Source organism: Thalassotalea fusca, from assembly GCF_053485835.1.
In genome coordinates, this window is sequence record NZ_JBQRUN010000005.1 from 240,211 (window position 1) to 262,922 (window position 22,712).

Sequence of the window (22,712 nt, forward strand, 5' to 3'; positions counted from 1 at the left end):
CACGCTCATAAACGTGAAAAACCGCGCCCCTAAATTCAAAGCACTTGTAGTACAGAATATAGGGTCGCGGAATTCTAATGGTCAAGCTTTAACCTGTCAAGTTTAACAGGTCATATACTTGCATTTTTTTAACCTGACGCAGGGTTATTCTTCTCCTGCGTCAGATAAGTCAGCATTTAGTGCATCTGTAAGCGCTTGCGCTGCTTCATCTGCAGAAACTGTGACTTCTTCTTCCATACCAGCTTTACGCTTACGCGCACGCTCTTGATGATAAGCGTAACCAGTACCTGCCGGGATTAAACGACCAACGATTACGTTCTCTTTCAAGCCACGTAAGCTGTCTTTCTTACCACCAACGGCAGCTTCAGTAAGCACACGCGTCGTTTCCTGGAACGATGCAGCTGAAATAAATGATTCTGTTGCCAAAGAAGCTTTGGTGATACCCATCATTTGAATTTCATACTGAGCAGGTTGTTTGCCTTGCGCTTCTAACTCACGGTTAGCAATGTTCACGCGTGCAACTTCTGCTTGTTCACCTTTAAGGAATTCTGAATCACCAGCATCCATGATTTCACACTTACGAAGCATTTGACGAACAATTACTTCGATGTGCTTGTCATTGATTTTAACACCTTGTAAACGGTAAACGTCTTGTACTTCGTTAACAATGTAGTTAGCCACTGGCGCTACACCACGAAGACGCAAGATGTCATGTGGAGACTCAGGACCATCGGCAATAACTTCACCTTTAAGTACAGATTCACCCTCAAACACGTTAAGCTGACGCCATTTAGGAATCATCTCTTCGTATACTTCACCACTTTGCTGTGTAATTAATAGACGACGCTTACCTTTAGTCTCTTTACCAAAGCCAATAATACCTGATTTCTCTGCAAGAATAGCAGGCTCTTTAGGCTTACGCGCTTCAAATAAGTCAGCTACTCGTGGAAGACCACCGGTAATATCACGAGTCTTCGAACTTTCTTGAGGTATACGAGCTAATGCATCACCAATGTTAACTTCAGCACCATCTTCTAGGTTAACAATCGCATTGCCTGGCAAGAAGTATTGCGCAGGAATATCTGTACCAGCAATCATTACATCGTTGCCTTTAGCATCAACCAACTTAACCATTGGGCGCATTTCTTTACCCGCAGAGCTACGTTGACCAGCATCAGTAATTACGATACTTGAAAGACCTGTTAACTCATCCGTTTGGCGAGTCATAGTTAAGCCTTCGATTAAGTCTACAAACTTAATTCGACCCGCTACCTCAGTAATAATTGGGTGAGTATGCGGATCCCAGTTCGCAACGATTTCGCCAGCTTCAATTGCTTCGCCGTCGTTCTTCGTTAAGACAGAACCGTAAGGTACTTTATAACGTTCTTTCTCACGACCAAGCTCATCGATTACCGTTAATTCAGAAGAACGTGACGTAATTACGATGCGACCTTCTGAGTTATTAACAAACTTAGCGTTTTGTAGCTTCAATGTACCAGTATTCTTAACTTGAACACTGTTTTCTGCTGACGCTCGAGATGCCGCACCACCGATATGGAACGTACGCATCGTAAGCTGTGTACCCGGCTCACCGATTGACTGAGCAGCAACAACACCGATTGCTTCACCTTGGTTGATCAAGTGGCCACGAGCCAAGTCACGACCGTAACACTGTGCACAAATACCAAAGTCTGTTTCACATGTAATAATTGAACGAACTTTAACTTGATCTACAGAGTGTTCTTCTAAAACATCACACAGTGCTTCATCGATTAACGTGTTGCGAGGTAGCAATACATCTTCTGTACCTGGCGTTAATACATCTTCTGCAACAACACGACCTAGTACACGCTCACGTAATGGTTCTACAACGTCACCACCTTCAATTAATGGCGTCATTAGTAGACCGTCTTCAGTGCCACAATCATACTCTGTAACAACTAAATCTTGTGCAACATCAACTAGACGACGAGTTAAGTAACCCGAGTTTGCTGTTTTCAATGCCGTATCGGCAAGACCTTTACGCGCACCGTGAGTAGAAATAAAGTACTGTAGTACGTTTAGACCTTCACGGAAGTTAGCGGTAATAGGTGTTTCGATGATTGAACCATCTGGTTTAGCCATCAAACCACGCATACCAGCTAGCTGACGAATCTGAGCGGCACTACCACGAGCACCAGAATCGGCCATCATGTAAATCGAGTTGAATGAGTCTTGCTCTTCTAACTCTCCGTCACGATTGGTAACCGTTTCTTTAGATAAGTTATCCATCATCGCTTTCGATACTTTTTCGTTCGCAGACGACCAAATATCGATAACTTTGTTGTACTTCTCACCCGCCGTTACAAGACCTTGCTCGAACTGACTTTGAATTTCTTCAACTTCTGCTTCAGCACTCTCAATGATAGTGTACTTAGCATCAGGGATAACCATATCATCGATACCTACAGACGCACCCGCGATCATCGCGTAGTGGAAACCTGTATACATAATATGGTCAGCAAAAATAACTGTGTCTTTTAGACCTAGATTACGGTAAGCATGGTTAATCAATTTTGAAATTGGTTTTTTACCCAACGGCTGATCGATTAGCGCGTAAGGTAGTCCCTTAGGACACACTTGCCATAAAATCGCACGACCAACTGTTGTATCACGTAATTCAGTACGCTCTTCCAATTCACCTGCTTCATTACGAACATGCTCCGTGATACGGATTTTTACGCGTGCATGTAGCTCAGCTACACCAGTGCGATAAGCTTTTTCAGCTTCTTTCGTATCAGCGAAAATCATGCCTTCGCCTAAACCATTCACACGGTCACGTGTTAAGTAGTAAAGACCTAATACAACGTCTTGAGAAGGAACAATGATTGGATCACCGTTAGCTGGTGATAGAACGTTGTTCGTCGACATCATTAATGAACGAGCTTCAAGCTGTGCTTCTAGTGTCAATGGCACGTGTACCGCCATTTGGTCACCATCGAAGTCAGCGTTATATGCCGCACAAACTAATGGGTGAAGGTGAATCGCTTTACCTTCAATAAGTACAGGTTCAAATGCTTGGATACCCAATCTGTGAAGAGTTGGTGCACGGTTAAGCATTACTGGATGTTCACGAATTACTTCGTCTAATACATCCCATACTTCTGCGCCTTCGCGCTCTACTAATTTTTTAGCTGCTTTAATCGTTGTCGCTAAACCACGTGCTTCTAACTTACCGTAGATAAATGGCTTGAATAGCTCTAATGCCATTTTCTTCGGAAGACCACACTGGTGCAAACGTAACGTTGGACCTACAGTGATTACAGAACGACCTGAATAGTCAACACGCTTACCAAGAAGGTTTTGACGGAATCGACCTTGCTTACCTTTGATCATGTCAGCAAGTGATTTCAGAGGACGCTTGTTTGATCCTGTAATTGCACGACCACGACGACCGTTATCTAATAGCGCATCAACAGACTCTTGTAACATACGCTTTTCGTTACGTACAATAATGTCTGGTGCAACTAGGTCTAATAGACGCTTCAAACGGTTGTTACGGTTAATCACTCGACGATATAAATCGTTCAAGTCAGACGTAGCAAAACGACCGCCATCTAGTGGTACCAATGGACGAAGATCTGGTGGAAGGATCGGCAATACCGACATAATCATCCACTCTGGCTTATTACCAGATTGAGCAAACGCTTCCATCAATTTAAGACGCTTAGTAACCTTTTTACGCTTTGTTTCACTGCCAATCTCTGGCAATTCTTCACGCATTTGAGCAACTTCTGCATCCAAATCGATTTGTTGAAGAAGTGCTAATACCGCTTCAGCACCCATCTTAGCATCGAACTCATCGCCGTGCTCTTCAAGTGCATCAAGGTATTCTTCTTCAGTTAAGATTTGGCTCTTTTCTAATGTTGTCATACCTGGTTCGGTAACAACATAAGATTCAAAATATAGTACGCGTTCAATATCACGCAATGTCATATCAAGTAATAAACCGATACGAGATGGCAATGACTTCAAGAACCAAATGTGTGCAACTGGACTTGCTAACTCGATGTGACCCATACGATCACGACGAACTTTAGTCAAAGTAACTTCAACGCCACATTTTTCACAAATAACACCACGGTGTTTCAAACGCTTATATTTACCACATAAACATTCGTAATCTTTAACCGGGCCAAAAATACGCGCACAAAACAAACCATCACGCTCAGGCTTGAATGTACGGTAGTTAATAGTTTCTGGTTTCTTAACTTCACCAAAAGACCATGAACGGATCATGTCTGGTGACGCTAGACCAATTCGAATACCATCGAATTCTTCTGTTTGATTTTGTTGCTTAAGAAACTTAAGTAAATCTTTCACACTCTATCTCCAGTCGGAGTTAACCTTTTAAAAGAGAGCACTTTTCGCTGTGCTCTCTTCATGTACTGAATCTGTCAGCTAACCTGCCGTATGGCTATTCTTCGTCTAACTCGATGTTGATACCCAACGAACGAATCTCTTTCAACAATACGTTGAACGACTCAGGAATGCCTGGCTCCATACGATGATCACCGTCAACAAGGTTTTTGTACATCTTAGTACGACCGTTAACATCATCCGACTTAACAGTAAGCATTTCTTGTAGGGTATAAGCAGCACCATATGCTTCCAATGCCCATACTTCCATCTCACCGAAACGCTGACCACCAAATTGCGCTTTACCGCCAAGAGGTTGTTGCGTTACAAGACTATAAGAACCAGTTGAACGCGCATGCATCTTGTCATCAACCAAGTGATTCAGTTTCAGCATGTACATGTAACCAACAGTAACAGGACGTTCAAACTTACGACCAGTACGGCCATCAGTTAGTACAAACTGACCACTTTCTGGCATATCAGCAAGTTTAAACAACTCTTTAATTTCTTTCTCACTCGCACCGTCAAACACTGGTGTAGCAATAGGAAGACCAGCACGTAAGTTATCAGCTAAACGCATCACTTCATCGTCTGAGAAGCTGTCAATGTCCACTTCTTGACGTGACTCACCTAAGTTGTAAACTTCTTTCAAGAATTCACGTAACTTAGCAATTTCGCGTTGCTCTTCAAGCATACGGTTGATCTTCTCACCGATACCGCGTGCAGCCATACCTAAGTGAGTTTCAAGGATCTGACCGATGTTCATACGCGATGGTACACCTAGCGGGTTCAACACGATGTCTACAGGTACACCGTTTTGGTCGTAAGGCATATCTTCCACAGGAACAACATTTGAGATAACACCCTTGTTACCGTGACGACCAGCCATTTTATCACCAGGCTGAATACGACGCTTAACCGCTAAGTAAACTTTAACGATTTTAAGTACACCTGGTGCTAAATCATCGCCTTGAGTAATCTTACGACGCTTGATTTCGTATTTCTTATCGAAATCAGCTTTGATTGCATCATACTGTTCTGCGATTTGCTCAAGCTCAGCTTGTTGCCCTTCGTCAGACAGGTTTTGAATTAACCACTTGTCACGAGACATGCTGCTAAGTTCTGCTTCATTTAGACCAGCAGATAACAATAGTTTCTTAGCACGCGCATAAATGCCGTCTTCAAGAATACTAAACTCGTCACCCAAGTCTTTCTTAACTTCTTTAAGCTGCATTTCTTCAATTTCTAATGCACGCTTATCTTTTTCAACACCATCACGCGTAAAGATTTGTACGTCAATGATAGTACCTGAAACTGAGTTAGGAACACGCAATGAGCTGTCTTTAACATCAGCAGCTTTTTCACCGAAGATTGCACGTAGAAGTTTTTCTTCAGGTGTAAGTTGTGTTTCACCTTTAGGTGTAACTTTACCTACAAGGATATCACCACCTTTAACTTCTGCACCGATGTAAACAACACCCGCTTCATCAAGCTTAGAAAGTGCAGACTCACCAACGTTAGGAATATCAGAAGTAATTTCTTCCGCACCTAACTTAGTATCACGTGCAATACAGCTTAATTCTTGAATGTGAATAGTCGTGAAGCGGTCTTCTTGTGCTACACGCTCAGAAAGCAACATTGAATCCTCAAAGTTGTAACCATTCCAAGGCATGAATGCTATACGCATGTTTTGACCAAGTGCTAATTCACCTAAGTCAGTAGAAGGACCATCAGCAAGCACATCACCACGAACCACCGGCTCACCCATACGTACTGTAGGACGTTGGTTGATACAAGTGTTTTGGTTAGAACGCGTGTACTTAGTTAGGTTATAGATATCGATACCCGCTTCGCCAGGTACCATTTCATCTTCATTAACTTTTACAACGATACGAGAAGCGTCAACATAATCGATTACACCGCCACGCTTTGCAACAGCTGTAACACCAGAGTCAACCGCTACGATTTTCTCCATACCTGTACCAACTAACGGCTTATCTACTTTAAGCGTAGGTACAGCTTGACGTTGCATGTTCGATCCCATCAATGCACGGTTAGCATCATCGTGCTCTAGGAATGGAATTAAGCTTGCCGCTACAGAAACTGTTTGCTGTGGCGATACGTCCATATATTGAACTTGCTCAGCAGACATCAATGTAAATTCGTTTTTATGACGACATGGTACTAGTCCATCAACTAACTTGCCGTTTTCATCAATCTCAGCATTAGTCTGAGCGATAACGAAGTTACCTTCTTCAATCGCTGACAAATAATCAACTTCATCAGTAACTAGGCCATCAACGATTTTACGGTATGGCGTTTCTAAGAAACCATAATCGTTAGTTCTTGCATAACAAGATAGCGAGTTGATCAAACCGATGTTTGGACCTTCAGGTGTTTCGATTGGACACACACGACCATAGTGCGTTGGGTGAACATCTCGAACCTCGAAGCCTGCACGCTCACGCGTCAAACCACCTGGGCCTAAAGCAGAAATACGACGCTTATGCGTTACTTCTGACAACGGGTTGTTTTGGTCCATGAACTGAGAAAGTTGTGAAGAACCAAAGAACTCTTTTACAGCCGCTGAAATTGGTTTAGCGTTAATTAAATCTTGAGGCATTACTGCATCTAAGTCGCCTAAACTTAAACGCTCACGCACTGCACGCTCTACACGAACAAGACCTACACGGAATTGGTTCTCAGCCATTTCACCAACGCTACGGATACGACGGTTACCTAAGTGGTCGATGTCGTCCACTTCACCTTTACCGTCACGAATAGCGATTAAGGTTTTCATTACCGCGATGATGTCGTCGTTTGACAATACACCTTCACCGTTATCGTTGTTAGCACCAACACGACGGCTAAACTTCATACGACCAACTTTTGATAAGTCGTAACGCTCTAATGAGAAGAATAGGTTCTCGAATAGCGCTTCAGCGGCATCTTTTGTAGGTGGTTCACCTGGGCGCATCATACGGTATATTTCAACTAATGCTTCTAAGCGGTTAGTTGCCGTATCGATACGTAGGGTATCAGACATATATGAACCAACGTCAAATTCGTTCATATACAAAGTAGAAATAACTTTGTGGTCTGCTTGGCTAAGCTCAGCAAGTAATTCTAGAGTGATTTCAGCATTTGCATCAGCAATTACTTCACCAGTTGATTCATCAACATAAGCTTTAGATAAACACTTACCTACGATGTACTCAGCTGGCACTTCTAGTTCAGTAACATTTTCTTTCGAAAGCGTACGAATGTGGCGAGCAGTAATTCGGCGACCTTGCTCAACTAAAATGTCACCATTTGGCATTTTAATGTCAAATGTAGCAGTTTCACCACGTAAACGCTCAGGCACAAGTTCCATGATTAACTTGTCGCCTTTAATTTCAAACGAAGTAGTATCGTAGAAAATATCCAGAATTTCTTCTGTTGAGTAATCTAAGGCACGAAGAATGATCGATGCAGGTAACTTACGACGACGATCTATACGTACGAATAAGTTATCTTTCGGATCAAATTCAAAATCCAACCATGAACCACGATAAGGAATAACACGTGCATTATATAGCACTTTACCCGAAGAGTGAGTTTTACCTTTATCGTGATCAAAGAACACACCCGGAGAACGATGCAATTGAGATACGATTACACGCTCTGTACCGTTAATAACGAATGTACCGTTGTCCGTCATCAATGGGATTTCGCCCATGTAGACTTCTTGTTCTTTAATGTCTTTTACTGTACCGGCTGGCGCTTCTTTATCGTAAATTACTAAACGTAATTTAACGCGAAGCGGTGCTGAATAAGTTACACCCCGTATTTGACACTCTTTAACATCAAATAATGGTTCACCTAAACGATAGCTTACATACTGTAATTCTGAGCTACCTGAATAAGCTTTGATTGGGAAAATAGAACGAAACGCTGCCTCTAGGCCCGCTTCACCAGTTGGATCGATATCTATAAACTTACGGAAAGATTCGAGTTGGATAGACAACAAGAATGGATAATCCATTACTTGTGCACTTTTACCAAAGTCCTTTCTAATTCGTTTCTTTTCAGAGTAAGAGTAAACCATGGGGTTCCTCAGCTTGCTGGTTATGGCCGAATCTGCCTTAAAATACCAATTGGACTAAATAACGAGCTTAAATTCACTAGTTATCTAATCCAATTGGTATCAGACAGGGTATTGCAGTGATGCTTTTACACATCAAATAATGCACTGTTTTGGTTTAAAAAAAAAACCACTTTCTTTAGCGCAAAAAGGCCGGTGACGTTTAAATCACCAGCCAATGCCTTTCTAGGCAACTAATCTGTCTTCAGACAGATTACTTGATAGCAACAGTAGCACCTGCAGCTTCAAGTTCAGCTTTAAGAGCTTCTGCTTCTTCTTTAGAAACAGCTTCTTTAAGAGCTTTAGGAGCTGATTCAACAACTTCTTTTGCTTCTTTAAGGCCAAGACCTGTAGCGCCACGTACTGCTTTGATTACAGCAACTTTGTTACCACCGAAGCTTTCTAATACTACGTCGAACTCAGTTTGTTCAGCAGCAGCAGCACCTGCGTCACCGCCAGCAACAGCAACAGCAGCTGCAGCAGATACGCCGAACTTCTCTTCCATTGCTTCTACTAATTCAACAACTTCCATTACTGACATGTCAGCAATTGCGTTTAGGATATCGTCTTTAGAAATAGACATTGTTTAATTTCCTGTTTTTAATGAACAACTTTGTAGTTGCTCGAATAACTATTAATACAAAAAGCAAACTTTGCAAGCCGAATTCGGCTAATGCGACAATTAAGCGGCTTCTTGTTCTTTCTGATCGCGAACTGCAGCAATAGTGCGTACAAGTTTGCCTGCAGATGCTTCTTTCATTGCGCTCATTAAGCGTGCAATTGCTTCGTCGTATGTTGGTAGCTTAGCTAACAACTGAACGTCAACAACTTCACCTTCGTACGCAGCTGTTTTTAATTCAAAAACTTCGTTTTCTTTAGCGAAGTCAGCGAATAAACGAGCTGCAGCACCTGGGTGCTCGCTTGAAAATGCGATTAGTGAAGGACCTACGAATGAATCTTTTAAACATTCGAAATCAGTACCTTCAACAGCGCGACGTGCTAATGTGTTACGGACAACTTTCATCCAAACACCATTTTCACGAGCTTGCTTACGCAAAGCTGTAATCGCTTCAACTGTTACGCCACGTGAATCGGCAACAACAGCTGATTGAGCGCCAGTAGCAGCTTCTTGAACTTCAGCAACAATTGCTTTTTTGTCATCAAGATTGATAGCCATTGGCTTTTACTCCTGGTTCTACCGGTTAAACCGGTATTCATACTCCCTGAAAAGTAATTTTCAGGCCGTTACGGCGAGGACCAGAATTTAAGGAAATACTGGGTAATCACCATCTACGTAGGAAAGATTAAGTATTTTCATACACCTACGGTCTTTGACGGGGTCGCATGTCAAACAAGCGACACCTACCAAAATTTTAAAGGGCGAAATTATAGTTTATAATTTCGCCGGTGTAAAGCAGTTAACCCGCCCTACTGAAAATTAAAGAATCAAGCTACCTTGGTCTACTGTAACGCCAGCACCCATAGTTGTTGAAACAGAAATTTTCTTAATAAATTGACCTTTAGCATTTGCTGGTTTTGCTTTCTTAAGCGCTTCCAATAATGCTTCTAAGTTTTCTTTCAACTTAGCGTCATCGAAATCAACCTTACCGATTGTAGTATGGATGATACCGTTCTTGTCGTTACGGTAACGTACTTGACCTGCTTTAGCGTTGTTAACAGCAGTAACAACATCAGGAGTAACCGTACCAACTTTCGGGTTAGGCATTAAGCCACGTGGGCCTAAGATTTGACCTAATTGACCAACAACACGCATTGCATCAGGAGTTGCAATTACAACGTCGAAGTTCATTTCGCCAGCTTTTACTTGCTCAGCTAAGTCTTCCATACCAACAACGTCAGCACCTGCTTCTTTCGCTTTCTCTGCATTAGCACCTTGAGTGAATACAGCAACACGAACATCACGACCAGTGCCGTTTGGTAGTACAGTTGCACCACGAACGTTTTGGTCTGATTTACGAGCATCGATACCTAAGTTAACAGCAACATCAACACTTTCTTTAAACTTAGCCGTCGCTAATTCTTTTAAAAGTGCTAGTGCTTCGTTGATTTCATAATCTTTTAATACGTCTACTTTTTCACGGATAAGACGAGCGCGTTTTGATAATTTAGCCATTGATTAGTCCTCTACCACTAAACCCATTGAACGAGCAGAGCCCGCAATAGTACGCACTGCAGCTTCTAGTGAACCAGCAGTTAAATCAGGTTCTTTCATCTTAACGATTTCTTCAAGTTGTGCAGTTGTAACTGTACCAACTTTTTCAGTGTTAGGACGACCTGAACCACTCTTGATGCCAGCAGCTTTTTTCAATAAGAAAGAAGCAGGTGGTGTTTTAGTTTCAAAAGTGAAAGAACGGTCATTGTATACCGTAATTACTACAGGTACCGGAGCGCCTTTTTCTAAAGAATCTGTTTTTGCGTTGAACGCTTTACAGAATTCCATGATGTTCACACCGTGTTGACCTAGTGCAGGACCAACTGGTGGTGACGGGTTAGCAGCACCCGCAGCTACTTGTAGCTTAATTAAAGCTTGGACTTTTTTAGCCATCTTTATATTACCTTTTCTATGGGTTCAAACGCCCGTTCTGCTGAACTAAAGACCTATTTGGCCGAGCTCCCCGCTGTTAAAAAATTACTGATTTTGCTTTATGACGCACATAAATAATCTACGCATAAAAAAAATCGGCAGCGGATTATATATTAATCAACGCTGCCGATTCAAGTCTTAAATTGTATTATTTTAATACGATTTTTAAATTTAGTTGTTAGCCTTTTTCAACCTGACCAAATTCTAGGTCAACCGGCGTAGAGCGACCGAAAATAAGTACCGATACTTTAATGCGGTTCTTCTCGTAGTCTAGCTCTTCCACTACGCCATTGAAGTCAGCAAATGGGCCATCAATAACGCGTACCACTTCACCCACTTCGAATAACGTTTTCGGCTTCGGTTTGTCAGTAGAGTCTTCTAAACGCTGAAGAATACGATCTGCTTCACGCTGTGTAATTGGCGCAGGACGATCACTCGTACCACCAATAAAGCCTAATACACGTGGAACACTTTTCACTAAGTGCCATGCTTCTTCATCCATTGCCATTTCAACAAGAACATAGCCTGGGAAGAACTTACGTGCACTCTTGCGTTTTTGGCCTGCACGCATTTCAACAACTTCTTCAGTCGGCACTAGTATTTGTCCGAACTTGTCTTGCAAGCCGTGAATCTCAATGTGCTCAATTAGTGTTTTTTGAACGCGAGCCTCATAACCTGAGAATGCTTGCACTACGTACCAACGCAGCTTAGGACCTGTTACCTCAGATGGCGTTGTATTTTCTTCAGACATAATTAAACCTGTAAACCTGTGATAAATCCAACAACCCAAAATAATACAGAATCAAGCCCCCACATTACGAGTGACATGATTAAGGTTGCTACTAAAACGATACCAGTTGTTTGTACGGCTTCCTGACGTGTAGGCCATACAACTTTACGCACTTCAGTACGAGATTCTTTTGCAAATAGCACTGCTGCACGGCCTTTTTCCGTTTGCATTGCAATTAAACCTGCAACTATCACCGCACCGACTACCGCAATCGCTCTGATTAATACTGATAACTCACCATAAATATAGTTACCAACAACTGCACCTGCCAAAATAAGGATAATTAATCCCCATTTTACTGAATCTAGAGAACCACTCGGTTGGTTTTCTGTACTTGCACTCATATTCATTGACCTGTTTTACCCGTCTACGCTAAGACTCACGCATAACCACTATGCACAATAAAAAGTGATACCTTCACTTTCATCAAATATGGCAGGGGTAGAGAGATTCGAACTCCCAACCGTCGGTTTTGGAGACCGCTGTTCTACCAATTGGAACTATACCCCTTCTCATTCGATTTACGAATTTCACTTACACTTGTCGGGTGAATCTTAGTTTGTGTTGGAAAATTAAGAGATACTCGAGAAGTGAGGCGGTATTATACTAAGCGTGTAATTATTCACAAGTGAAATTTTAGGCAAAAACGCCTGTGCAGGAAAAATGCTGCTCAGGCGCGTGGCGTGATTAAGTCAAGGTCGTTATTGGTAACGCAATTGTTCCGCAGCTTGTACCATATTTAACAATGCTTGTTCAGTTTCTTGCCAAGCACGCGTTTTCAAGCCGCAATCTGGATTAACCCACAACCGTTCTTTTGGAATGTATTTTTCTGCGCTACGCAATAACGCTACTATCCAATCAACACTTGGTACGTTAGGAGAATGGATATCATACACACCAGGTCCTAAATCATTCGGGTAGGTTTCATGTTCAAAGCAATCAAGTAATGCCATATTTGAACGCGAGGTTTCAACGGTTAATACATCTGCATCTAGTGCCACAATCGCCGGCAATATTTCATTGAAATCAGAATAGCACATATGGCTATGAATTTGCGTAGACGCCAATACATTTGCCGTAGTGATACGAAACGCCTGAGTAGCCCAATCAAAATAAGACTGCCACTGACTTTCTTTAACCGGCATCGCTTCACGAATTGCAGGTTCGTCAATTTGAATAATATTGGAACCATTTGCTTCCAGATCTTTAACTTCGTCTTGCACAGCTAACGCAATTTGGTAAGCCACGTCTTTTCGAGGAATATCATTACGGATGAACGACCAAGATAGTATCGTTATCGGCCCAGTCAACATTGCTTTGACCGGCTTGTTCGTTAACGACTGTGCGTATTCAGTCCAATAGGTAGTCATCGGTTGTTTTCGGCTTACATCACCGTAAATAATCGGCGGTTTTACACAGCGGGAGCCATAACTCTGCACCCAGGCAAATTGAGTAAATGCAACACCGTTAAGCTGTTCTCCAAAATACTCTACCATGTCGTTACGCTCAGGCTCACCATGTACTAATACATCTAGGCCGAATGACTCCTGACGATCGATTGTGTCCTTTATCTCTTGTTTGATAAATGACTGATATTGTTCATCTGATAATTCCCCCTTACGCCATTTTGCGCGATTCTGTCGAATATCACCGGTTTGAGGAAATGAACCAATAGTTGTTGTTGGGTAAACGGGTAGGTTCAATAGCGCCTGTTGAGCAGCTTTACGTTGCTCAAATGTGTGAGGGCGTCGAATTTCATCTTCACCAATGGCGGCCAGTCGCTTTTGTACCGCGGTATCGACACAAAGACTCGCATTGGATTTATCGCGAATAGCTACCGAGTAACTGACCAACGTTTTCGTATCTCCTGATATACACGCTGACTTAAGCAATGCCAATTCCTCACATTTTTGCTTGGCAAATGCCAACCAAGATTTGATTTGTGGTTCCAGCTTTTCCTCAACCGTTAAATCAACCGGGCTATGAAGTAGTGAACAGGACGGGGCTAACCAGAGTTTATCTCCTAGCTGCTGATAGATAGGCGCTACAGCCTCATAAATCGATAAAAGATCAGCCTTCCAGATATTTCGACCATCAATAACACCTAACGACACAATCCAGTCAGTTGGTAGTTCAGGCAATAATGCTTCTAGATTTGTCGGCTCAGCGACAGTGTCAATATGGATACCGGCGACATTGGCAAAGCTCTTAATTAACTCCGTATGATGCGCTATTGAGCCAAAATATGTTGCCACCAACAGGTTTAGCTTATGGCTATTCAATACTTGGTAGGTGTTTTGCAGCGCATTTTGCCAATGAATGTTCAGCTCAAGCGCTAGAATAGGTTCATCAATTTGTAACCATTCTACATCCGTTTGCTCGGCTATTAGATCAATCAAGGACTGATATACGGGCAGTAACTTGGACAGGTGTGCCAATTTTCCTTTATCGTCACCTGCACTTAAATATAGGTAGGTAACAGGGCCAATAATAACAGGCTTTGTTTGCCTATTGCTTTTCTGCGCTTCATCAATTTGACTCAGTAAACGCTCAGCGTGTAACGCAAATTCAGTATTCTGGTCGAGTTCTGGCACTATGTAATGATAGTTAGTATCGAACCATTTGGTCATATCACTAGCAGCACAGGCGCAACCTGTAGGTGCTTTTCCACGGGCGATGCGAAATTCTAAATCTAGATCATGTTTATCAGTTTTAAACCTTTTGGGTACTACACCTAACAACAAGCTGGTAGTTAACACTTGATCGTAAAAAGCAAAATCTCCCGCAGGAATTAAATCAAGCCCCGCATCTGTTTGAAGCTGCCAATTAGTTTCTCTAATCCGTGCAGCCTCTGCATTTAATTCTTCTACCTTCGACTCACCTGCCCAATATTTTTCAAGCGCAAATTTTAGTTCTCTTTTTGCCCCGATACGCGGGAAACCTAAATTATGTATTTTCATTCTCTCACCATTATAGACGTCTAGAAGTTTATATGGTTATAATTGATGAATAACGTGCAAAAAACAAACGCATATATTTCAACAGGGAGTTGCAAAAAATTCATATGTTCGAATTAAAGCATTTAAAATCGCTAAAAGTACTGGATGAAGCAGCAAGTTTGAAAGGCGCAGCTGATGTACTAGCAATGAGCCAATCAGCGCTTTCTCATCAACTAAAAGATCTCGAACATCGAATCGGTCAAAAGTTATTTGAGCGTAACACCTCACCGATCGTTTGGAGTAAACAAGGGAGAGCATTACTTGCTCTCGCTAAACAAGTACTCCCATTGGTAGAAGAGGTTTCTGAGAAATTGAAACCCACACGAAGCCACAATATAGAACTGACTATTTCAATTGCCTGCCACGCTTGCTTTCAGTGGCTATTTGCCGAACTCACCAATATTCAGTCTGAATTTCCTAACCTTACATTAGAGTTTGACGATGTAATTTTTGAACAATCCAGTAATGATAGCGCCGACATATTACTCACTGACGAAATTATCACAGATGACAAATATTGCTATGAAGAAATAGGTTCATTTGAACTTATTGCGGTAGTCCCTAACACACCATTTTGGCAAAAAACTGTGCACATTGAAGCTAGCGATTTTAAGGATCAAATACTGCTATCCTATCCTGTTGCAAAAGAACGATTGGATATATTTACTGATTTACTGACACCCGCGAATATCGAACCCAAACAAATTAAACCTATTGCCAATACGCATGTCATACTCCAAATGATTGCCAATAACATGGGTGTAGCTGCGCTACCCAACTGGGTATTTTTACCGAATCAAACCTATACAGAATTACTTCATAAATCGATAGGTAGTTCTGGCATCCAAAAAACACTCTATGCTCGCTATGCAAAAGGTCATTCCGCGTCAACTTTAATCAAGCAGCTGATTCCCAATATAGTGACAGCATATGAGCGATTTTCGTCACCAAATCATTGACTCAACTAGCATTAGTGCATTTTGATGTTTTTTATGAGTTTACTTTCCTAAAAACTGTTTTGCTACGTAAGGTAGTACGCCCCCAGCTAAAAAGTAATTCATTTCTGTGGCATTATAAATACATAAACTTACTTGAACTAAAACAGGGGTTGTTATCGTTCCCGGTTTATTTGATCTTATCCTGAGGGTAAGCAATTGATTTGGTGCCAAATGGCATGCATCACTACTGTTGTCGTCTATAACATCAATTTTCTCATCACCTTGTAGCTGCAATTCATTGAGTGACATTTTAGCTGGTAGCTGCAACGGCATAATGCCCATTCCCACTAAGTTGCTTCTGTGAATGCGTTCAAAAGATTCCGCAACAACCGCTTTAATACCAAGTAATTTACAGCCCTTCGCTGCCCAATCACGACTAGAACCTGTGCCATATTCTTTGCCAGCAAACACCACTAAAGGAATGTTATGCTCTGCGTAATAACGACTCGCTTCATATACTGAGAAATGGGCTTCATTATTCTCCACTTTTTCAGCAAAAATTCGAGTAATGCCTCCTTCTTGTGGTGCAACTATTTTGTTTCGTAAACGATTATTTGCAAAAGTACCGCGCACCATTACTTCATGGTGGCCACGTCTAGCACCGTAGCTATTGAACTGCTCTGGTTCAATGCCCTTGCTAACCAGATACCTACCTGATGGACTGTCAGTGCTTATGTAGCCCGCAGGTGAGATATGGTCGGTCGTTACCGAGTCACCAAGAATCAATAGTATGCTGGCTGACGTTATTTTAGTATGTTCAGGCAGATAAGTATTACTGTCCAATCCTTTGTTGTATATATCATTCAACGCTTCGAAAAATGGTGGTTTTTTAATGTAACTTGAACGTTCATCCCACCGATAACAGTTAGTTGGGTTGATAGGAAGTTCTTCCCATATTCGGTCGCCAACAAGCATGTTTTGATACGATGATTCATAGTGTTTCCGAGATATCAATTTCACGGTTTCGTCAACGAGACTGTCGCTTGGCCATATATCTCGCAAAAAAGTTGGTCGACCATAGCCGTCACTGCCTATTGGTTCGCTGTCAAAATTTATGCGCGTATGTCCAACTAGTGCGAATGCAATAACAAGAGGTGGAGATGTTAGCCAATTTAATCTAACGGAAGGATGAATACGCCCTTCAAAATTTCGATTACCAGATAATACAGCTCCCACATTTAAGTTATTTGTTTTAATTTGCAATTCAATATCAGAATCGAGTGGGCCAGAATTTCCAATGCAGGTAGTACAGCCAAAACCAATACGATTAAAGCCTAATTTATCGAGGTATTGTTGCAGTCCTGTACTATCAAGGTAACGAGCCACAACTTGAGAGCCAGGTGCTAAAGATGTTTTTACGTTGTTACTTATTTTCAGGCCTCGCTCAACTGCCGCTTTTGCGAGCAACCCTGCTTGGATCATTACCTTGGGGTTTGAAGTATTCGTACAAGAGGTAATAGCGGCGATAACAATATCGCCACAAATCAATGGCCTCTGCCTGTATGGTAGACTTTCTTTAGAAGGGCAATGCCAATCGAGCTCACTGAATTCTCTGGTGACACGTTTGATAGCATTTAGCGAAAACCTATCCTGTGGCCGCTTAGGGCCTGCGACTGATGGCTCAACAGTGTTTAAATCAATAGAAATATTTTCTGGATAAATCCCTGATTTTTTAGATTCATCACACCATAGGTGCTGCGCTTCGGTGTATTCTTGAATACGTTTGATAATAGACGATGAACGATTGGTGAGTTGTAAATAAGCAACCACTTTGCTATCGATAGGAAATAACGCACATGTTGCTCCATACTCTGGAGCCATGTTAGCAACCGTTGCTCGATCGGCAATATCTAAGGTTAAAACCCCTTCCCCATAAAATTCAACAAACTTACCTACAACATCATATTTTCTTAAGATTTGAGTAATTGTTAATACGAGATCTGTTGCTGTAGTACCAGCTTGTAACTTTCCTTCTAGTTTCACTCCAACTATCTTAGGCGTACTTATACTTAATGGTTGGCCGAGCATAGCCGCTTCAGCTTCAATCCCACCTACCCCCCAGCCAAGTACACCTAAGCCATTAATCATCGTGGTGTGGCTGTCAGTACCGATCAATGTATCAGGCGTTAACACTCCTGCCTGCTCTCTAATAACTTGCGCCAAATATTCAAGATTGACTTGGTGGCAAATACCACGTCCAGGTGGAATAACCGTTAAATTTTTGAATGAGGCTTGCGCCCACTTTAGGAATTTATAGCGCTCATGGTTTCTCTCCATTTCTCGTTGCTGATTATATTTCAAAGCCGTAGCACTACCTGCTTGATCGGCAATAATTGAATGATCTATCACTAAATCAACAGGGCACACAGGATTAATCTTCGCAGCGTCGCCACCGTTATCCGCAATAACATCTCGCATTGCCGCTAAGTCTGCTAATGCTGGGACGCCTGTATAATCTTGCATTAGTACGCGAGACGGAAAGAATGGGAATTCAAAATTCTGTGGTGATTCGTTTGAAACCAAGCAATTAATGGTTTTAACTACATCTTGAAAATTAAAGCTTTCTTGAGTGGAACAATGACGAACGACATTTTCTAAAAAGAGTTTCGAAATAAATGGCAGCTTTTGCAGATCGAAGTGAAAGTCATCCGCTAATTTAGCCAATGACCAAAAACGAATGGCGTTAGCTTCACCATCGTCTATATTTGGATTTAGATAAGTAAGATATCGTTCTTGCCAAGCCTCTTTACTTAGTGGACGCATTTTCACTTTCCTTTGGAACATCCTGCGCTAACGAGGCCGCATTTAGCGCATCTTGAAAATTGCTAAAACATCGTCCTTGGTAGCAAAAGAACGTCTGTTTTTTGCAAGAAATATCATACTTTTCCATTAGTTTATTACGGTCATTTAGTGTGATTTTCATAGTGTCTCCAACCATGGCCAGAAAAATTGAACATGCAATAATAGCGATACCAAATAGTTACTTTGTGTTACTTGCACTATTGATTCCATTAATGAACTTAAACAAATCACTATCTGTCGACATAACAAGCGTCGTATTGTCTGAAATAATGTCTGGATAAGCTCGCATCGTACTAATAAATTCGTATAGTCGAACTGAATCTGAACTTTGCCCATATGACGAAGCATATAGCTCCGCAGCCTTCGCGTCTGCCAAGCCTCTAATGATTTCGACTTCCTTGTAAGCCTCAGATTGAATTTTATTTAGATCTCTAACTCTATTGCCTCTTATCCTCGCCGCTTCCCCATAGCCTTCTGATAAAAAACGCTCAGCTATTTGTCGACGCTCACTCACCATGCGGTCGTATATTTTGGGTCGCACGCTTTCGTTGTAGTTAATACGTTTGAATCTAATGTCGAGCAATTCAATACCAAACACTTTTACTTTCTCAGCGGCAGCAGTGAAGATCTCTTCTTCCACCCATTTTCTGCCCTTTTTAATAGGAACTAAGTTGCCCATTTTTAGATCTCTTTCAACCTCAGTTTGCTTTGCATCGCGTAAAGGCTCACGATCATTTGTTGTGCGAATAATTTCAATCAACTCATGCTTTGCCACTGCATTGCGCGTTTCACTTCCTAAAATATCATCTAGTCTAGACTGCGCACTGCGCTCGTCACGTAACCTTAAGAAATATTGGAGTGGATCTGTTATTCGCCATCGTGCAAAAAGATCGACAGAAATATACAATTTGTCCTTAGTAGGCATATCTGAAGGTGCGCCATCCCATTCTAGAATTCGCTTGTCAATGGCATTGACTGACTGAATAAATGGCAATTTTGCATGTAGTCCCGCATCAATTACGGGATCTCCAATTGGTTTACCAAATTGAGTAATAATGACTTGTTCTACTTCATCAACGGTGTATAGCGTTTGCTGTAATGTAAAGACAAAACAAATAAGAATAATGATAAAAATCTTGATACTTTTTAAAATCATGGTTTTACTCCATGCTTTGACTTGCTGCTTGCTTGTTCAAGGTTAAGCAGCGGCAATAAGTTCTTCGTCGACTCATCAATAACAATTTTTGAATGCACTTTTGGTAAGACCTGCTGCATTGTTTCGATATAAATACGACGAAAAGTAACTTCTGGTGATATCACATACTGGGCAAGTAACGCGTCAAACCTAGCGATATCCCCTTGTGCTTCATTTATCCGCTTCAAGCGATACCCATCAGCTTCACGAATACGTTGATCTTTTTCTCCGAGAGCAAGTGGGATAACTTTGTTGTAATCTCGCCTTGCTTCATTGATCAGCTTTTCTTTTTCCTGCTGCGCTTGATTCACTTCGTTGAATGACTCTTGTACAGGTAAGGGAGGATTAATATTCTTCAGCTGTACTTGATCTATGCTGATCCCCATAGTGTATTTGGTTGAAAGGGTTTGCATTTTGATTAATGCTTGTGACTCTATTTCTTGTCGACCTATTGTAATCACTTCATCAACCGTTCGATCACCTACCACTTCACGCATTACAGATTCAGATACATATCTGAGCGTTTCACTAGGTCCTCTAACTTCAAATAAAAATTTTACCGGATCGTAAATACGATATTGTACTACCCATTCTACCAATGCCGCATTTAGGTCGCCTGTGACCATTTGTGTTTCGCGCTTTTCATCATGATTGAGGCTATTTTGAAATGGATCTTGCGCACCAGAAGTAGTGAATCCAAACTCTTGCTTTAATTGGCGTTTTATCGGTACGACAGTAGCCGTTTCAATACCAAAGGGATATTTGAAATGTAGCCCTGGCGGTACTTGCCGTGAATACTTGCCAAACAGTTTTACAACAGCTACCGAATCACTTGGTATCGTATATACAGACGTCCAGACAGCGACAGCAGTTAACAATAGAATCGATATTAGCAGGAGAGTAAATGAACTTTTTGTCGTAAAAGCGCGTTGAACCTTAAACATTCCTTCGTTCAAGATTTTGTCTAAATCTGGTGGAGATGGTGGAGGTGGTTTGGTATTGATAGGCATAACAATGCCCTCTGAATAAACGACCCAAATTGGCCATCTATGCACTTATATATGGGTACAAAAATTGAGAATTCAAGAGGCGCCACGTTTACCTAATCGGCAGCATGACACTATGTATGTTCACAAACTTAACCAAACACTTGTTTCTAAGTGGTTTACTAATGAATAATAATAAATTCTCCTCAACCATACTAATGAGCCATTTGTTAAAATAGAGGCTCGTAGTTCAAACAATTTGATTGGGAAAATATATGTGGCAACAGACTGAAATAAGACTATCCCCAAAATACAGAGGCTTTCACCTCATAACCAGTGAAATAGAGCAAGCGCTTTCTACCATGCCAAACTGCTCAATTGGTTTACTGCATTTATTCATCAAACACACTTCTGCTTCTTTAACAATTAACGAAAATGCCGACGCTACGGTACGAAGTGACATGGAAGCACATTTTAACGAGTTTGTACCTGAAAGAGCGCCATACTATCAGCATACCTACGAAGGGGACGATGACATGCCAGCCCATATTAAAGCCAGCACTTTAGGCAGTGAACTCACAATCCCTATAAAACGTGGCCGCTTACAACTTGGTACGTGGCAGGGAATATACTTAGGCGAGCATCGGGACCATGGTGACAGCAGAACTATCGTATTAACACTTAACGGTGAAAGTGATAAATAACCATAATCACTTTTGAGTAGTAGGGCTATGCAAGTGTCATTTGCACCCTACGAGTGATGTTACATAGTAGTTCATATGGAATGGTTGTTGACCAGCGGGCAATTTCTTCAACAGGTAATGACTTGCCCCACAAAGTGGCCACGTCACCAACCGAAACATTGCTTTCAGATCCTAAATCTACAGTTATCATGTCCATCGAAACTCGGCCAGCAAGCGGATATCGTTTACCATTAATGAGCACTGGTGTGCCATTTTGGGCATGACGTGGATAACCATCGCCATAACCGACAGCCACTACCCCTATTGTCGTATCTTTGTCACTTGCCCAGGCACCACCATAGCCCACAGGTTCTCCCGCCTTAAGTGGTCTCACGGCAATAACACTCGATTGTAATGTCATGACAGGCTTGATATCAGGTACGAACGCTTGATCGTTCTCACTCATAGGTGATACACCATACATCAGTAATCCCGGTCTAACCCATTGATAATGGCTTTCTGGCCACGCGCAGATACCTGCTGAATTTGCGACACTGGCATCGCAATTAACTACTGAAGTTAGCTGTTTAAACAACGCTAGTTGCTTATTAGTCGCAAGGCTTTCGGTTTCATCTGCACAGCCTAAATGGCTCATTAACACAATGCCTGGTTGCACGTTTTCGCTTTGCGTTAATCGCTGGTAAAACTCTTCGAATTCTTCAGGCGCTATGCCTAGACGATGCATACCCGTATCGATTTTAAGCCAAGTTTTTACGGGGCGGTCTAGGGTTGCATCACAAATCGCATCGAGTTGTTCGCGATTATGAATAATTGTTTGGATGTTATTCACCGCCAGTACAGCAAGGTCTTCGCTATTAAAAAAGCCCTCTAACAAAACGATGGGTTTAACTACACCACCGGCACGCAGCGCCAGCGCTTCATCAATTCGCGCCACACCAAATGCATCGGCTTGAGGTAGCGCCTTAGCAATTCGCTCTAGTCCATGTCCGTATGCATTGGCTTTCAATACGGCGAGAATTTTACTGTTTGGTGCAATTTGTTGGATCGCAGAAAAATTATGACCCAATGCTTTTAGGTCAATGACAGCCGTAGCAGTTGAAATTGTCATGCTC

Annotated in this window: 16 protein-coding genes and 1 tRNA gene; 2 read left to right on the plus strand and 15 right to left on the minus strand. The window is 41.8% G+C overall.

Going from position 1 to position 22,712, the window contains the following annotated elements; genetic code table 11:
- Positions 1 to 144: 144 nt before the first annotated feature.
- The 10 genes from rpoC to metE form a co-directional block, all read right to left on the minus strand.
- A complete protein-coding gene (gene rpoC, locus ACSLUK_RS08750; RefSeq protein WP_448548169.1) occupies positions 145 to 4,362 on the minus strand; it encodes a DNA-directed RNA polymerase subunit beta' in 4,218 nt (1,405 codons plus the stop codon).
- Between the two features lie 94 nt (positions 4,363 to 4,456).
- Complete coding sequence (gene rpoB / locus ACSLUK_RS08755) at positions 4,457 to 8,485, minus strand: DNA-directed RNA polymerase subunit beta (RefSeq protein ID WP_448548170.1); 4,029 nt, start codon at positions 8,483 to 8,485, stop codon at positions 4,457 to 4,459.
- A gap of 250 nt (positions 8,486 to 8,735) precedes the next feature.
- Positions 8,736 to 9,104: a 50S ribosomal protein L7/L12 gene (gene rplL / locus ACSLUK_RS08760; RefSeq protein ID WP_448548171.1), complete on the minus strand. Its 369-nt coding sequence runs from the start codon at positions 9,102 to 9,104 to the stop codon at positions 8,736 to 8,738.
- 99 nt (positions 9,105 to 9,203) lie between these two features.
- A complete protein-coding gene (gene rplJ, locus ACSLUK_RS08765; RefSeq protein ID WP_448548172.1) occupies positions 9,204 to 9,698 on the minus strand; it encodes a 50S ribosomal protein L10 in 495 nt (164 codons plus the stop codon).
- Between the two features lie 261 nt (positions 9,699 to 9,959).
- A complete protein-coding gene (gene rplA / locus ACSLUK_RS08770) occupies positions 9,960 to 10,655 on the minus strand; it encodes a 50S ribosomal protein L1 (RefSeq protein ID WP_448548173.1) in 696 nt (231 codons plus the stop codon).
- A 3-nt stretch (positions 10,656 to 10,658) separates the two neighbouring features.
- Entirely contained in the window at positions 10,659 to 11,087 is a 429-nt protein-coding gene (rplK, locus tag ACSLUK_RS08775) for a 50S ribosomal protein L11 (RefSeq protein WP_448548174.1), read from the minus strand.
- 217 nt (positions 11,088 to 11,304) lie between these two features.
- The gene (nusG, locus tag ACSLUK_RS08780) at positions 11,305 to 11,877 is read right to left on the minus strand and encodes a transcription termination/antitermination protein NusG (protein ID WP_448548175.1); all 573 of its coding nucleotides are present in this window, start codon (positions 11,875 to 11,877) and stop codon (positions 11,305 to 11,307) included.
- 2 nt (positions 11,878 to 11,879) lie between these two features.
- Positions 11,880 to 12,260 carry a preprotein translocase subunit SecE gene (secE, locus tag ACSLUK_RS08785; RefSeq protein ID WP_448548176.1) on the minus strand — a complete coding sequence of 127 codons (381 nt, stop codon included), beginning with the start codon at positions 12,258 to 12,260 and terminating at the stop codon, positions 11,880 to 11,882.
- Between the two features lie 89 nt (positions 12,261 to 12,349).
- A tRNA-Trp gene (locus ACSLUK_RS08790) sits at positions 12,350 to 12,426 on the minus strand.
- A gap of 191 nt (positions 12,427 to 12,617) precedes the next feature.
- Entirely contained in the window at positions 12,618 to 14,876 is a 2,259-nt protein-coding gene (gene metE / locus ACSLUK_RS08795) for a 5-methyltetrahydropteroyltriglutamate--homocysteine S-methyltransferase (protein WP_448548177.1), read from the minus strand.
- Positions 14,877 to 14,980: 104 nt separating this feature from the next.
- Here metE and ACSLUK_RS08800 point away from each other — a divergent pair, with 104 nt between their 5' ends.
- Positions 14,981 to 15,874, plus strand: a complete 894-nt coding sequence (locus ACSLUK_RS08800; protein ID WP_448548178.1) for a LysR substrate-binding domain-containing protein — start codon at positions 14,981 to 14,983, stop codon at positions 15,872 to 15,874.
- 39 nt (positions 15,875 to 15,913) lie between these two features.
- Here the strand turns inward: ACSLUK_RS08800 and acnA are convergent, their stop codons facing one another.
- The 4 genes from acnA to hflK are packed head-to-tail and all read right to left on the minus strand — an operon-like array spanning position 15,914 to position 20,920.
- Entirely contained in the window at positions 15,914 to 18,676 is a 2,763-nt protein-coding gene (acnA, locus tag ACSLUK_RS08805) for an aconitate hydratase AcnA (protein WP_448548180.1), read from the minus strand.
- The gene (locus ACSLUK_RS08810; protein ID WP_448548181.1) at positions 18,660 to 18,836 is read right to left on the minus strand and encodes a hypothetical protein; all 177 of its coding nucleotides are present in this window, start codon (positions 18,834 to 18,836) and stop codon (positions 18,660 to 18,662) included. The genes acnA and ACSLUK_RS08810 overlap by 17 nt, the downstream gene beginning before the upstream one ends.
- A gap of 57 nt (positions 18,837 to 18,893) precedes the next feature.
- Positions 18,894 to 19,871, minus strand: a complete 978-nt coding sequence (gene hflC / locus ACSLUK_RS08815; protein WP_448548182.1) for a protease modulator HflC — start codon at positions 19,869 to 19,871, stop codon at positions 18,894 to 18,896.
- Complete coding sequence (gene hflK, locus ACSLUK_RS08820; RefSeq protein ID WP_448548183.1) at positions 19,868 to 20,920, minus strand: FtsH protease activity modulator HflK; 1,053 nt, start codon at positions 20,918 to 20,920, stop codon at positions 19,868 to 19,870. Before hflK ends, hflC begins: the two co-directional genes overlap by 4 nt.
- 251 nt (positions 20,921 to 21,171) lie before the next feature.
- Here hflK and ACSLUK_RS08825 point away from each other — a divergent pair, with 251 nt between their 5' ends.
- Complete coding sequence (locus ACSLUK_RS08825; RefSeq protein WP_448548184.1) at positions 21,172 to 21,600, plus strand: secondary thiamine-phosphate synthase enzyme YjbQ; 429 nt, start codon at positions 21,172 to 21,174, stop codon at positions 21,598 to 21,600.
- Positions 21,601 to 21,625: 25 nt separating this feature from the next.
- On the opposite strand, the gene alr is transcribed toward ACSLUK_RS08825, so the two are convergent.
- Positions 21,626 to 22,702 (minus strand): alanine racemase, encoded by a 1,077-nt coding sequence (alr, locus tag ACSLUK_RS08830; protein ID WP_448548232.1) that lies wholly within the window; start codon positions 22,700 to 22,702, stop codon positions 21,626 to 21,628.
- Positions 22,703 to 22,712 lie beyond the last annotated feature (10 nt).